We start from the raw sequence: 13376 nt of genomic DNA, 5'->3' as shown, positions 1-13376 counted from the left end.
CCTGCGGAGGCCAACCGGACCGACCGGGAGCGATCTCTGCTACCCCTCTTTCCCCACCCCAAACAGAACGTGCCTTAGATCACACCATCTCCCCTTCTTCGCGCCTCCCCTGACTTGATACAAATTCTTCGCGCGTTCCTGTCCATCGACGGCCTGCGCCCCTCCCCCTTTTTTGTGCCGCTCCTTTCGCATGCCCTGGGAACGCCCGTGTTCGCCCCCCGCACCACCCCCTGGCCCCTCGTCGCCCTTTTCACGGCCGGGTACCTCGCCCCGTATCTGCTGCCGACCGTCGTCGGCAGGCTCGACTCAGGACTTCCGCTCTCCCCCACCCGGGCGGGCGCCGTCGGCAGCGCGCTGCTGCTGGGGTCGGCCGCCGCGGGCTTCCTGCTGGCATCGCGCGTCGAGCGCGTCGGCGCCCGCAGGCTGGCCCGGATCGGCCTCACCCTGGCCCTGCTCGGCTACGGCGGCGCGGCCCTGGCGCACTCCGTACCGGCCGTCGTCCTCGGCGTGCTGATCGGCGGCTTCGGATCCGGTACGGCCACCGCGGTCGCCGCCACCCGCATCGCCGCCCAGCCCGATCCGCACCGGGTCACCACGGCCGGCCTGCTCAGCGTCTCCGCCCTCGCGGGCACGGCCTATCTGACCGTGCCGCACCTCGGGCCGGGCCACGGCCAGCCGCTGGCCGCGATCGCCCTCACCGCACTCGTCGTATGGCCGACGACGGGCCGGCTGCCGTCGGGCACCGCCCCGCATCCGCAGGCGGCCCGCGCCGCCACCCGGCTTCCCCACCGCCGCCCCGGCATGACCCTCGCCGCCTGCATGCTGTGCTGGTCCCTCGCCCAGAACTCCCTCTGGGGCGTCAGCGGCCGCATCGGCCTGACGCAGGCGCAGCTGACCGAGGCCACGGTCGGCGCGGTGTTCGCGGTGGGGCTCGGCGCCGGGCTGCTCGGCGTGACCGGGGCCGGCGCGCTCGGCCCGCGCCTCGGCCGCGCGCTGCCCATCGGCGGCGGAACGGTCCTGATAGCGGCCTGCATCGTGCTCAGCGCCTCCGCGACCGACCTGACGAGCTTCGCGACCGGCGAGATCGCCTGGAACACGCTCTACCCGATCGTCCTGTCGTACGTCATCGGCCTGGCCGCCTCCCTCGACCCGCGCGGCCGCTGGGCGGTGCTGGTCGGCTCGGCGTCGTCGCTGGGCACGGCGGCGGGCCCGCTCGCCGGGAGCCTGGTGTCGGCGCAGGCCGGGTTCCCGGTCATGGGCGCGGTGCTGGCGGCCGGGCTGCTGCTGATCGCCGTGCCGATGACGGCGGTGGCACTCGGCAGGCACTCCCGGGCCACCGTCGACATCGTCGAGCCCGTGGCGGCCATGGAGGTCATGGAGGTCGTCGAGATCCCGCTGGACACCGCCGAGGCCACCCCGGCCGCACCCGGGCGCCTGGCCCCGGCTACGTGAACTCGTAGCCCTCCACCTCGGCCAGATACCGCGCCCGCAGCTCCTCGTCGTCCTCCAGGAAGGAGGCGAGGAACGAGTTGCGGGCGAGCTCCCGGAGGCGTTCGTCGGTCAGCCCGAGGGCCTCGCGCACCGCGTCGAAGTTGTCGCCGGCGTATCCGCCGAAGTAGGCCGGGTCGTCGGAGTTGACCGTGCACATCAGGCCGGCGTCGAGCATCGCGGGCAGCGGATGGCCGGCGAGGGTGTCGACGGTCCGCAGCCGGACGTTCGACAGCGGGCACAGGGTCAGCGGCACCCGCTCCCGCACCAGCCGCTCCACCAGGTCCGCGTCCTCCACACAGCGCAGCCCGTGGTCGACCCGCTCGACGCCCAGGACGTCCAGGGCCTCGGTGATGTAGGCGGGCGGCCCCTCCTCGCCGGCGTGCGCGACGCGCCGCAGCCCGAGCGCGGCCGCCGCCTCGTACACCTCGCGGAACTTCACCGGCGGGTGCCCGACCTCGGCGGAGTCGAGGCCGATGCCGACGATCCGGTCGAGGTACGGCTCGGCGGCGCGCAGCGTCTCCATGGCCGACTCGGCGGGGTCGTCGCGCAGGAAGCACATGATGAGCCGGGTCGACACCCCGTGCTCGGCCTCGCTCCGCTCCAGCGCCCGCCACAGCCCCTCGACGACCGTGCCCAGCTCGAGGCCCCGCTTGGTGTGCGCCTGCGGGTCGAAGAAGATCTCCGCGTGCCGCACACCCTGGGCGGCGGCGCGGGCGAGATAGGCGTTCGTGAGATCCGCGAAGTCCCGCTCGGTGCGCAGGACGGCCATGAGCTCGTAGTACAGGTTCAGGAAGGACTGCAGATCCTCGAACCGGTAGGCCTCGCGCAGTTCGTCGGTGTCGCCGTACGGCAGCGTGACGCCGTTGCGGGCGGCCAGTTCGAAGGCCAGCTCGGGTTCGAGGGTGCCTTCGATATGGAGGTGCAGTTCTGCTTTCGGGAGGGACATCAAAGCATCGTACGGCGGTATTACCGACGTTTCGGAACCGGCACCCGCAGCAGGTCGTGCGCCACCGTCAGCTCCCCCGCGAAGCCGGCGTCCCGTGCCTGCCGCTCGAACTCGTCGGGGTCGGTGTAGCGCTGGCTGAAGTGGGTGAGCACGAGATGCCGTACGCCGCAATCGAGGGCGACGCGGGCGGCCTGACCGGCGGTCAGATGGCCGTGCTCGGCGGCGAGTCCGCCGTCCTCGTCGAGGAAGGTGGACTCGATGACGAGCATGTCGCAGCCGTCGGCGAGGGTGTACACCCCGTCGCACAGCCGGGTGTCCATGACGAACGCGAACCGCTGCCCGCGCCGGATCTCGCTCACGTCGTCGAGCGAGACCCCGCCGAGCGTCCCCGCCCGCTGGAGCCGTCCGACGTCGGGCCCCTGGATGCCGTGCGCGGCGAGCCGTTCGGGCAGCATGCGGCGGCCGTCGGGCTCGACGAGGCGATAGCCGTACGACTCGACGGGGTGCGAGAGCCGGGCGGCGTGGAGCGTGTAGCCACCGGTGTCGGCGATGACGCCGTCGATGTTGATCGGGTCCTGCGCGAGGTCGACGGTCTCGCGGTAGGCGGTGGCGTACCGCAGCCGGTCGAAGAAGCGCTGGCCGGAGCGCGGGTAGTGCGCGGTGACGGGGTGCGGGACCTTGTCGAGGTTGATCCGCTGGATGACCCCGGCGAGTCCGAGGGAGTGGTCGCCGTGGAAGTGGGTGACACAGATCCGGTTCAGGTCGTGGGCGGCGACCCCGGCACGCAGCATCTGCCGCTGGGTGCCCTCGCCCGGGTCGAAGAGGATGCCCTCCCCGTCCCAGCGCAGCAGGTACCCGTTGTGGTTCCGGTGCCGGGTGGGGACCTGGCTCGCCGTCCCCAGGACGACCAACTCACGTACGGACACGACGGCTTCGCCCTAGCCAGGGGGCCACTGCATGCCACGGCCGCCGAGGATGTGGGCGTGCGCGTGGAAGACGGTCTGGCCGGCGCCGGGGCCGGTGTTGAAGACGATGCGGTAGCTCTCCAGCTTGTCCTCGTCGGCGACGGACTGCGCCTCTCGCAGGACGTCCGCGGCGAGGGTGGGGTCGCCGGCGGCGAGGGCGGCGGCGTCCGGGTAGTGGGCCTTGGGGATCACCAGGACGTGGGTGGGTGCCTGGGGGTTTATGTCCCGGAACGCGACGGTCGTGTCCGTCTCCCGCACGATCGTCGCCGGCACGTGCCCTCCGACAATCTTGCAGAACAGGCAGTCGTCCTGCGGTTCCCCTGCCATGCGTGTGCCTCCTCACGCCGGTTGATCTCTCAGGGGGCATGCTATCGCCGGGCATGTGTCTTCCTCGCCCCCGCCGCCCCTACCCATTCCCGTCCCCAGGGGCTCCGCCCCTTCGACCCCGCCAGGGGGCTCCGCCCCCTGGACCCCCGCTCCTCAAACGCCGGAGGGGCTGGATTTTCAGCCCGTCCGGCGTTTGAGGACAAGGCCCCTTCAGGGCCGGAGCGGGGGTCTGGGGGCCGCAGGCCCCCAGGGGACGGGAATGGGTAGGGGCGGCGGGGGCGAAAGGCAGGTCACCGGTCCGGCAGCGGCGGGGCCGATTTCGCCGGGCGCTCCTCCAGCCCCGCCAACGCCAGCCGCACCGCCTCATCCAGCTGCGCGTCCCGGCCCGCCACCCAGTCCTGCGGGCGCTGGACCACCTCCACGTCCGGGTCGACCCCGTGGTTCTCCACGTCCCAGCCGTACCCCTCCAGCCAGATCGCGTACTTCGGCTGAGTGATCAGCGTCCCGTCGACCAGCCGGTACCGACTGTCGATGCCGACCACTCCGCCCCACGTCCGCGTCCCCACGACCGGCCCGAGCCCCAGCGCCTTGATCGCCGCGTTGACGATGTCCCCGTCGGACCCGGAGAACTCGTTCGCCACCGCCACCACCGGCCCACGCGGAGCGTCCACCGGATAGCTGTACGGCCGCATCCCGCGCGGCAGTTCCCAGCCCACGATCCGCCGCGCCAGCTTCTCCACCACGAGCTGCGAGGTGTGCCCGCCCCCGTTCTCCCGCACGTCCACGACGAGGCCCTCGCGCGCCACCTCCACCCGCAGGTCGCGATGGATCTGGGCCCACCCCGGCGCCTGCATGTCCGGGACGTGCAGATAGCCGAGCCGCCCGCCGGACTTCTCGTGGACGTACGCCCGCCGGTCCGCGACCCACGCGTGGTAGCGCAGCGGCTGCTCGTCCGCGATCGGCACGACGACCGCGTGCCGTACGTCCCCGCCCCCGGCCGGCGAGATGGTCAGTTCCACCGCCTTGCCCGCCGTGCCGACGAGCAGCGGCCCGGGCCCGGCCACCGGGTCCACCGGCACCCCGGCCACCGCCACGATCGCGTCCCCGACCCGCACCGCGACCCCGGGTGCGGCCAGCGGCGCCCGCGCCTCGGGGTCGGAGGTCTCCGACGGCAGGACGCGGTCGATGCGCCAACCGCCGTCCGGATGGCGGGAGATGTCGGCGCCGAGCAGACCCTGCCGGGCGCCGCTGCCGTATCCGCCGCGCGGGGTGACGTAGGCGTGCGAGGTGCCCAGCTCGCCCTGGACCTCCCACAGCAGGTCGATCAGGTCGTCATGGGTGGCCACCCGGTCGAGCAGCGGCCGGTAGCGGTCCAGCACGGCCGTCCAGTCCACACCGCTCATGTCCGGCCGCCAGAAGTGGTCGCGCATGATGCGGCCGGCCTCGTCGAACATCTGCCGCCACTCGGCCGCGGGGTCGACCGTCTGCCGTACGCGGGTCAGGTCGACGGTGATGTTCGAGTCGCTGTCTTCGTCGCCCGAGGCCCGACGGTCGCTCGGCACCACCTTGAGCCGGCCGTCGGTCCACAGCAACACCCGCTTGCCGTCGCCGCTGACCTCGAAGTCGTCGGCGTCGTCGGCGAGATGCTCCACGCGCCGCTGGACGAGGTCGTAGCGCTCCAGCTCGTTCTTGGGCTCGGGGTCGTCGGGCGTGGCCCGCGAGGAGCCGAGGGCCCCGCGCACGGGGTGCCGCAGCCACAGCACGCCGTCCTTGGCGGCCCGCAGGTTGCTGTAGCGGGCGGCCTCGACCGGGAAGGGCACGATCCGGTCGGCGAGCCCTTCGAGGTCGATGCGGGTGGCCGGAGCGCCCTCGCTGTCGGGCGTCTCGTCCTTGTCGGGCGCGTCGAAGGGGCGGCCGTGGCGCTGCGGGCCGAAGGGGGACGGGGTGGTGGCCGCCAGGGTGATCAGGTGCGGGCGGGAGCCGACCACGAAGGCGAGGTCGAAGACGTGCTCGTCGTAGACCGGGTCGAAGGCCCGCGTCGACAGGAACACCAGGTGCTTGCCGTCCTGGGTGAAGGCGGGCGCGAAGTCCTGGAAGCGCAGCGGGGTCGCCTCGGAGACCGACAGGTCGGTGGTGTTGGCGAGCTTGAGCTGGCACAGCGGGCGCGGGCCGGGGTGCGACCAGGCGAGCCAGGCCGAGTCGGGCGAGAAGACCAGCCCGGAGACGTCCCCGTCCGCACTGCGGTCGACCTCGCGCACCTCGCCGGACTCCCGCTCGACGAGCAGCAGCCGCCCGTCGTGCGCGGCGACCGCGGCCCGGCTTCCGTCGGGCGCCATGGCGAGCTCCAGCACCCGCCCGAGCTGTCCGGCGGCCAGCCTGCGCGGGGTGGCCCCGGGCGCGAGGCCGGTCGCCGGGGCGAACTCCAGCGCGTCGTCGCCCTCGGCGTCCGTGACCCAGACGACCCACTCCTCGCCCTCCGCCCGGAAGGTGCGCGGCAGCCGGGCCCGTACGCCGGGCTCGGCGGCGAGCGCGCGGGCGGGACCGGAGCGGTGGGTGACCCAGTGCACGGCGCCCCGGACGCAGACGGCGCTGCCGCGCGCGGTGTGATCGGGCGCGGCGGCTCCGAAGGCGCGGGCGGCGTTCAGCGGGTACGGCTGCCGGTCGGTGCGCTGCCCGCCGAGCCGGATGTCCAGCCTGCGCGGCTCGGCGCCGTCGAGGTCGTCCAGGAGCCAGAGTTCACCGGCGCGGGAGTGGACGACACGGGTGCCGTCGCTCGCGGCGTGCCGGGCGTAGAAGCCGTCGACCGGTGTGTGGCGTCGCAGGTCTGATCCGTCGGCGAGGCAGGAGTACACCGCCCCCACGCCCTCGTGGTCGGAGAGGAACGCCAGCCGCTCCCCCACCCACACGGGGTCCTCCAGGTTCCCGTCCAGCTCCGCGTGCAGCCGTATGAACTCGCCGTCCCCCTCGACGTCGATCCACAGCTTGCCCGCGGTACCGCCCCGATACCGTTTCCACCGCGCGGCCTCAAGACCCATCGGCGCGGAGGCCAGGACCAGGTGCGGTCCGTGCACGACGTCGCCGACGGGGCCGTACGGCAGGGGGGTGGCGGGTCCGCCGTCGAGCGGGACCGTGTGGGCCCAGGTGCGGCGGCTGCCCGCCTGGCCCTGGGTGCTGATCGCCAGGACCTGTCCGTCCGGGGTCCAGCCGCGCACCCGGGTCTGCCAACTCCCCCAGTGCGTGAGGCGCTTGGAGGGGCCGCCCGCGACCGGGGCGATGTGCACCTCGGGGGCGCCGTCGCGCGTGGAGGTCCAGGCCACGGTGGTGCCGTCGGGCGAGATGCGCGGCCGGGAGACCGGCACGTTGTCGGCGCTGACCCGCCAGGCCCGGCCGCCGTCGAGGGGAGCGAGCCACACGTCGTCCTCGGCGGTGAAGGCGACCAGGTCGCCGTGGAGATGCGGATACCGGAGATACGAAGACGATCCAGGCGTCGCGGACTGAGTCACCCGATCACCATAGGCAGGGGCGGCGTCCGGGGACAGGCCTTTGGATCACTTGCCCGAACTCCCTTCGGAAAGCGCTCACTTGCCCTCCGGCCAGCAGTTCGGGTGCTCCTTGCAGTAGACGGTCTTGGTGACGGTCACCGTGACGGTGGGCCCGGGCTGCTGTCCGTTGCCGGGCGGGTTGACCGGCGAGGGCGTGGCGTTGCAGTTGCCCAGCCCGTTCACGTGGAACCACTCCTTGCCGTCGATCTTGGCGACGAGGTCCCCGCGCACACAGGCACCGCTGACGGCCCGGGTGATCCGGCCGGTGACGGTGATGTCCTTGCCGTCGGAGGTCTCGCCCTCGCAGTCGACCTTGACGATGGTGTTCTCACTGGCCGTCGCGGAGCTGTTGCCGCCGTTGCCTTTGCCGCCGTTGTCGTACGAACCGGTGCAGTTGAGCCACTGCACATCGGCCTTCTGCCGCTCCAGCTCGGCGGTCACGGTCTGGTCGGTCGTGAACGCCACGGTCGCCGTGTTCAGCCCGCCCGGATCGCAGGCCGACGTCCCGCCGACGGCGAGCACGGCCACGCCCGCCGCACCGGCCACCCGCACCGCGCGCGCACGACGCCCCGCAGGCCGGTCCGCGCGGCCCCAAACCCTCCTGAGAGCCCCCATGGGAGGGCAGCCTGCCACTGTCCCGGCCGCCGCGGTAGAGCACATACGGCCACACCCCGCGCTCGCACGTCACAGGTGGTCCAGGGCCTGTCTCAGGTGCGCAGCAGCAGCCACTGCTGCAGCTCCACCAGATTGCCCTCCGGGTCCTTGAGGTGGGCGACGCGCATGCGGTCGGTCATGGGAGCGGGGCCGCGCAGGAGGGTGGCGCCGCGTTCGGCGATCTGTGCGCAGTAGGCGTCCAGGTCGTCCACCCGCAGCACGACCAGTGAGCGATGGCCGCTGGCGTCGTCGCCGAGTTCGCCCAGGACCTCGGCCATCATCGCCCGGTCCTGGAGGGCGATGCCCGCCGAGCCGGTGGCGGGGCTGAACTTCTCGTACGGCCCGCTGGTCGCGCCCGACTGCGGCTTGAGGCCGAGGACGTCGGCGTAAAACCGGTAGCAGGCGGCGAAGTCGCTGACCAGCAGTCTTACTTGGGCGAGTTCCACGGCGGACGTCCCTCCCCGGGTCAGGACCAGCGGCCGGTGCGGCCGAGGAGCAGTGCCGTCGCCGCGGTTCCGGCGGTGGAGGTGCGCAGGACGGTACGGCCCAGACGGTACGCCTTCGCCCCCGCCTCCTCGAAGAGGGCCAGCTCCTCGGGGGACACCCCGCCCTCGGGGCCGACGACGAGCACGATCTCGCCGTCGGCGGGCAGTTCGGCCGTCGCCAGCGGCTCGCTGCCGTAGTCGCGTTCCTCGTGCAGTACGGCGGCGAAGTCGGCCTGCGCGAGCAGCGCCGCGACCTGCTTGGTCGTCGCCGCCTCCGCGACCTCGGGGAAGCGTACCCGGCGCGACTGCTTGCCGGCCTCGCGCGCGGTGGCCCGCCACTTGCCGAGGGCCTTGGCGCCCCGCTCGCCCCGCCACTGGGTGATGCAGCGGGCGGCCGCCCACGGCACGATCGCGTCGACGCCGGTCTCGGTCATGGTCTCGACGGCCAGCTCGCCCCGGTCCCCCTTGGGAAGGGCCTGGACGACGGTGATACGGGGCCGCTCCGGCGGCTCCTCGGCCACGGCGCCGAGCTCCACCACGAGCCGGTCCTTGCCCTCGGCCGCCTTGACGACGCCCTCGGCCCAGCGCCCGTGCCCGTCGGTCAGGACGACGTCCTCGCCGGGCCGCAGCCGCTTCACCGAGACGGCGTGCCGCCCCTCGGGCCCGTCGAGCACGTACTCGCCGCCGCCCGGACCGGTGGCCCGCTCCAGCGACTCGACGACGAAGACCGGCGCGGTCATCGGCCGGCACCGCCCCGCGGGAACGCCGACAACGCTGTCAGGGCCGCGTCCAGTTCGGCGGCCAGCACCTCCACCAGCTGCCCGGCGGGCAGTTCGCGGGCCATGCGGTGTCCCTGCCCCGCCCACAGGGCCATGCCCTGCGGGTCGCCGGAGGCGGCGGCCTTCTTGCGCAGCGGCGAGGTGAGGTGGTGGACCTCGGGGTAGGCGGCGGGGGCGTACGGCCCGTGCTCGCGCATGAAGCGGTTGACGAGGCCGCGTGCGGGGCGACCGGAGAAGGCGCGCGTCAGCTCGGTCCGTACGAACAGGGGGTTGGTCAGCGCCTGCTTGTGCAGGGCGTGGGCGCCGGACTCCTGGGTGGCGAGGAAGGCGGTGCCGAGCTGGGCGGCACTGGCGCCGGCCGCGAGTGCGGCGGCGATCTGGCTGCCGCGCATGATGCCGCCGGCGGCGACCAGGGGCAGGCTCACGGTCTCGCGGACCTGGGCGACGAGGGAGAGCAGCCCGATGCCGGCGCGTTCGGTCTCGGGGTTGTCGCGATGGGTGCCCTGGTGGCCGCCGGCCTCGATGCCCTGCACGATCACCGCGTCGGCGCCGGCCCGCTGCACGGCGAGGGCCTCGTCCGGGGTGGTGGCGGTGACGAGGGTGACGGTGCCGGCGCGGCGCAGGGACTCCAGGACGTCGCCGCTGGGCACGCCGAAGTGGAAGGAGACCACCGGCACCGGGTTGTCGAGCAGCACGGCGAGCTTGGCGTCGTAGCCGTCGTCGCGTCCGCTGTCGGGGTCCCCGAGCTCGACCTCGTACCAGGCGGCCTCACCGGCCAGTTGGTGTGAGTAGACGTCCACGGCCGCGGCGTCGGCATGCTCGGGCTGCGGCATGAACAGGTTGACGCCGAAAGGACGCTGGGTCAGCCCGCGCAGCTGCTTGATCTCCTGGTACATCCCGTCGGCGGTCTTGTACCCGGCGGCGAGAAAACCCAGCCCACCGGACTCGGACACGGCGGCGGCGAGCTGCGGCACGGAGACGCCGCCCGCCATGGGGGCCTGCACGATCGGATGGGGGAAGAGATCGGTCAGTGCGGAGGACATGACGGCATGTTGTCACGTCCTCCGAACAAGTCCGAATCGACCCTTCCCCTTGGCATAGGCCCGGAGTTTGCCTCCGGACTCAACGCCCGTTGAACGCGTCCTTGAGCCTGGAGAACAACCCCTGCTGCCCCGGCTGGAACTGCCCCTGCGGACGCTCCTCGCCGCGCAGCTTGGCCAGCTCGCGCAGGAGGCGCTCCTGCTCGGGGTCGAGCTTCGTCGGGGTCGTGACCTCGACGTGGACGATGAGATCGCCCCGGCCGCCGCCGCGCAGGTGCGTGACACCCCGGCCGTGCAGCGGGATCGACTGGCCGGACTGGGTGCCCGGGCGGATGTCGACCTCTTCCAGGCCGTCCAGCGTCTCCAGCGGGACCTTCGTGCCGAGGGCCGCCGCCGTCATCGGGATCGTCACCGTGCAGTGCAGATCGTCGCCACGCCGCTGGAAGGTCGGGTGGGGCAGCTCATGGATCTCGACGTACAGGTCACCTGCGGGACCGCCGCCGGGCCCGACCTCGCCCTCGCCGGCGAGCTGGATCCGGGTGCCGTTGTCGACACCGGCCGGGATCTTGACGGTGAGGGTCCGACGGGACCGTACCCGCCCGTCGCCCGCGCACTCCGGACACGGCGTCGGGACGACGGTCCCGAAGCCCTGGCACTGCGGGCACGGCCGCGAGGTCATGACCTGGCCCAGGAAGGACCGCGTCACCTGCGACACCTCACCGCGACCGCGGCACATGTCACACGTCTGCGCGGAGGTGCCGGGCGCCGCGCCCTCACCGTTGCAGGTGTTGCAGACGACGGCCGTGTCGACCTGGATGTCCTTCGTCGTGCCGAAGGCCGCCTCGTCGAGCTCGACCTCCAGCCGGATCATCGCGTCCTGGCCGCGCCGGGTGCGCGAGCGCGGGCCGCGCTGGGACGCCGTACCGAAGAACGCGTCCATGATGTCCGAGAAGTTCCCGAACCCACCGGCCCCGAAGCCGCCCGCACCGCCGCCGGCGCCCTGCTGCGAGAGCGGGTCGCCGCCGAGGTCGTAGACCTGCTTCTTCTGCGGATCCGACAACACCTCGTACGCGGCGTTGATCTCCTTGAACCGCTCCTGGGTCTTCGGATCCGGGTTGACGTCCGGGTGCAGCTCGCGCGCGAGCCGCCGGAAGGCCTTCTTGATCTCTTCCTGCGACGCGTCGCGACGCACGCCGAGCACGGCGTAGTAGTCCGTGGCCACTTACGACTCCGCCAGGATCTGTCCGACGTAACGTGCCACTGCGCGTACCGCTCCCATCGTTCCCGGGTAATCCATGCGGGTCGGTCCGACCACGCCGAGCTTGGCGACTGCCTCGCCGCCCGAACCGTAGCCCACCGACACGACGGACGTGGAGTTGAGTCCTTCGTAGGCGTTCTCGTGCCCGATGCGCACGGTCATGCCCGAATCCCCGGCCTCGCCAAGCAACTTGAGGAGCACGACCTGCTCCTCCAGTGCCTCCAGCACCGGCTGGATGGTGAGGGGGAAATCATGCGAGAAGCGGGTCAGATTGGCGGTGCCGCCGATCATCAGCCGCTCCTCGTTCTCCTCGACGAGCGTCTCCAGGAGGGTGGAGAGCACGGTCGAGACGGTGCCTCGGTCCTCGAGGTCGAAGGCCTCGGCGAGGTCCTCGACGAGCATCGGCACATCGGTGAAGCGCCGGCCCGCGACCCGGCTGTTGAGCCGCGCGCGTAGATCGGCGAGCGAGGCCTCGCCGAACGGCGCCGGGCAGTCGATCATGCGCTGCTCGACCCGGCCGGTGTCCGTGATCAGGACGAGCATCACGCGCGCGGGCGCGAGCGAGAGCAGCTCGACATGGCGGACGGTGGACCGGGTCAGGGACGGGTACTGCACGACGGCGACCTGCCGGGTGAGCTGCGCGAGCAGCCGTACCGTGCGGGCCACGACGTCGTCGAGGTCCACGGCGCCGTCGAGGAAGTTCTGGATGGCGCGCCGCTCGGGCGGGGTCATCGGCTTGACGCCGGCGAGCTTGTCGACGAACAGCCGGTAGCCCTTGTCGGTCGGGATGCGCCCGGCGCTGGTGTGCGGCTGGGCGATGAAGCCCTCGTCCTCCAGGGCCGCCATGTCGTTGCGCACGGTGGCCGGGGAGACACCGAGGTTGTGCCGCTCGGTCAGCGCCTTCGAGCCGACCGGCTCCTCGGTCCCGACGTAGTCCTGGACGATGGCGCGCAGTACCTGAAGCCTGCGTTCACTCAGCATCTCGCGCACACCTCCAGCGGTCGTCCCCTTGGCGCGTTTCCTGGCACTCTGTCCATCCGAGTGCCAGCCGTCCCCGGCCAGTGTACGGCGGTGGGGTGCACCCCGGGCAAGGCCGGGCCAGCACCGCCGCGCCCGACGGTGGTGTCGCTTAGCGTCGCCGTATGACGGTGACTTGGGAAGAGCTGGGGTGGGAACGGCTGGCGGCCGGGGTGGGGCGGTACCGGCTTCCGGTCTGGGACTGCACGGCGGGGCTGGTGGTGGGGGACGGCACCGCGCTGATCGTGGACGCCGGGTCGAGCCTCGCGGAGGGCGTGCGGTTGCGTACGCAGGCGCAGTGGCTCGCGGGTCACCGTGTGACTCATCTCGCGCTGACGCATCCCCATTTCGATCACGTTTTCGGCGCGGCGGCCTTCGCGGGGGCGGAGGTGTACGGCCCGGTGGGCATGGACACGGTGCTGGCGGGCCGGCACGCGCGCGAGGAGCTGCGCGCGGACGCCGTCCGGGACGGCCTGGACCCGGCCGCGGCGGAGGAGGCGGTGGACGCGCTGGTCCACCCCCACCACCAGGTCAGCGGCGAGTGGACCCTCGACCTGGGCGGCGGCCGCCAGGTCCTGCTGGCGAACGTGGGCCCGGCGCACACGGCCCACGACCTGGTGGTACTGGTGCCGGGCGACCCTGAGGTCGTCTACTGCGGGGACCTCGTCGAGGAGTCCGGCGAACCCCAGGCGGGCCCCGACGCCGTACCGTCGCACTGGCCGGCCGCCCTGGACCGCCTGCTGGACCTGGGCGGCGAGGACGCGCTGTACGTGCCCGGTCACGGAGCGGTGGTGGACGCGGAGTTCGTACGGCGCCAGCGCGACGAGCTGGCCGCCAGATTCGGCGTGTCGCGGTGAGCGCGGGGCCACTTC

12 protein-coding genes are annotated in these 13376 nt (G+C 72.8%); 2 read left to right on the top strand and 10 right to left on the bottom strand.

The window, feature by feature from the left end; all coding sequences use genetic code 11:
* Positions 1-207: 207 nt before the first annotated feature.
* Positions 208-1452, top strand: coding sequence for an MFS transporter (locus IM697_RS08495; RefSeq protein ID WP_194046186.1), 1245 nt, complete (start codon positions 208-210; stop codon positions 1450-1452).
* Here the strand turns inward: IM697_RS08495 and IM697_RS08490 are convergent.
* From IM697_RS08490 to hrcA, 10 genes are all read right to left on the bottom strand, one after another.
* Positions 1445-2437, bottom strand: a complete 993-nt coding sequence (locus tag IM697_RS08490) for an adenosine deaminase (RefSeq protein ID WP_194046184.1) — start codon at positions 2435-2437, stop codon at positions 1445-1447. The genes IM697_RS08495 and IM697_RS08490 overlap by 8 nt on opposite strands.
* A gap of 20 nt (positions 2438-2457) precedes the next feature.
* Positions 2458-3363: a ribonuclease Z gene (locus tag IM697_RS08485; RefSeq protein WP_194046182.1), complete on the bottom strand. Its 906-nt coding sequence runs from the start codon at positions 3361-3363 to the stop codon at positions 2458-2460.
* A 12-nt stretch (positions 3364-3375) separates the two neighbouring features.
* Positions 3376-3729: a histidine triad nucleotide-binding protein gene (locus IM697_RS08480; RefSeq protein WP_194046181.1), complete on the bottom strand. Its 354-nt coding sequence runs from the start codon at positions 3727-3729 to the stop codon at positions 3376-3378.
* A gap of 290 nt (positions 3730-4019) precedes the next feature.
* Entirely contained in the window at positions 4020-7232 is a 3213-nt protein-coding gene (locus IM697_RS08475) for a S41 family peptidase (protein ID WP_194046180.1), read from the bottom strand.
* A gap of 75 nt (positions 7233-7307) precedes the next feature.
* Complete coding sequence (locus tag IM697_RS08470; protein WP_407699613.1) at positions 7308-7886, bottom strand: hypothetical protein; 579 nt, start codon at positions 7884-7886, stop codon at positions 7308-7310.
* A 92-nt stretch (positions 7887-7978) separates the two neighbouring features.
* A complete protein-coding gene (locus tag IM697_RS08465) occupies positions 7979-8371 on the bottom strand; it encodes a VOC family protein (RefSeq protein WP_194046179.1) in 393 nt (130 codons plus the stop codon).
* Positions 8372-8391: 20 nt separating this feature from the next.
* Positions 8392-9150, bottom strand: coding sequence for a 16S rRNA (uracil(1498)-N(3))-methyltransferase (locus tag IM697_RS08460; protein WP_194046178.1), 759 nt, complete (start codon positions 9148-9150; stop codon positions 8392-8394).
* On the bottom strand, positions 9147-10232 hold the full coding sequence (locus tag IM697_RS08455; RefSeq protein ID WP_194046177.1) for a nitronate monooxygenase: 1086 nt from the start codon (positions 10230-10232) through the stop codon (positions 9147-9149). The genes IM697_RS08460 and IM697_RS08455 overlap by 4 nt, the downstream gene beginning before the upstream one ends.
* A 79-nt stretch (positions 10233-10311) precedes the next feature.
* A complete protein-coding gene (dnaJ, locus tag IM697_RS08450) occupies positions 10312-11451 on the bottom strand; it encodes a molecular chaperone DnaJ (RefSeq protein ID WP_194046176.1) in 1140 nt (379 codons plus the stop codon).
* The gene (hrcA, locus tag IM697_RS08445) at positions 11452-12468 is read right to left on the bottom strand and encodes a heat-inducible transcriptional repressor HrcA (protein ID WP_194046175.1); all 1017 of its coding nucleotides are present in this window, start codon (positions 12466-12468) and stop codon (positions 11452-11454) included.
* Positions 12469-12629: 161 nt separating this feature from the next.
* Between hrcA and IM697_RS08440 the strand changes: the two genes are divergently transcribed.
* Entirely contained in the window at positions 12630-13361 is a 732-nt protein-coding gene (locus IM697_RS08440) for an MBL fold metallo-hydrolase (RefSeq protein WP_194046166.1), read from the top strand.
* Positions 13362-13376: the final 15 nt, after the last annotated feature.

This window comes from Streptomyces ferrugineus, assembly GCF_015160855.1.
GTDB classification, from domain to species: Bacteria; Actinomycetota; Actinomycetes; order Streptomycetales; family Streptomycetaceae; genus Streptomyces; species Streptomyces ferrugineus.
This window is presented reverse-complemented; position numbering and strand designations above follow the sequence as displayed.

Coding starts and splice junctions, on each gene's coding strand:
- IM697_RS08490 (WP_194046184.1), bottom strand. CDS start 2,437: ATGTCCCTCCCGAAAGCAGAACTGCACCTCCATATCGAAGGCACCCTC.
- IM697_RS08480 (WP_194046181.1), bottom strand. CDS start 3,729: ATGGCAGGGGAACCGCAGGACGACTGCCTGTTCTGCAAGATTGTCGGA.
- IM697_RS08470 (WP_407699613.1), bottom strand. CDS start 7,886: ATGGGGGCTCTCAGGAGGGTTTGGGGCCGCGCGGACCGGCCTGCGGGG.
- IM697_RS08460 (WP_194046178.1), bottom strand. CDS start 9,150: ATGACCGCGCCGGTCTTCGTCGTCGAGTCGCTGGAGCGGGCCACCGGT.
- IM697_RS08455 (WP_194046177.1), bottom strand. CDS start 10,232: ATGTCCTCCGCACTGACCGATCTCTTCCCCCATCCGATCGTGCAGGCC.
- hrcA (WP_194046175.1), bottom strand. CDS start 12,468: ATGCTGAGTGAACGCAGGCTTCAGGTACTGCGCGCCATCGTCCAGGAC.
- IM697_RS08440 (WP_194046166.1), top strand. CDS start 12,630: ATGACGGTGACTTGGGAAGAGCTGGGGTGGGAACGGCTGGCGGCCGGG.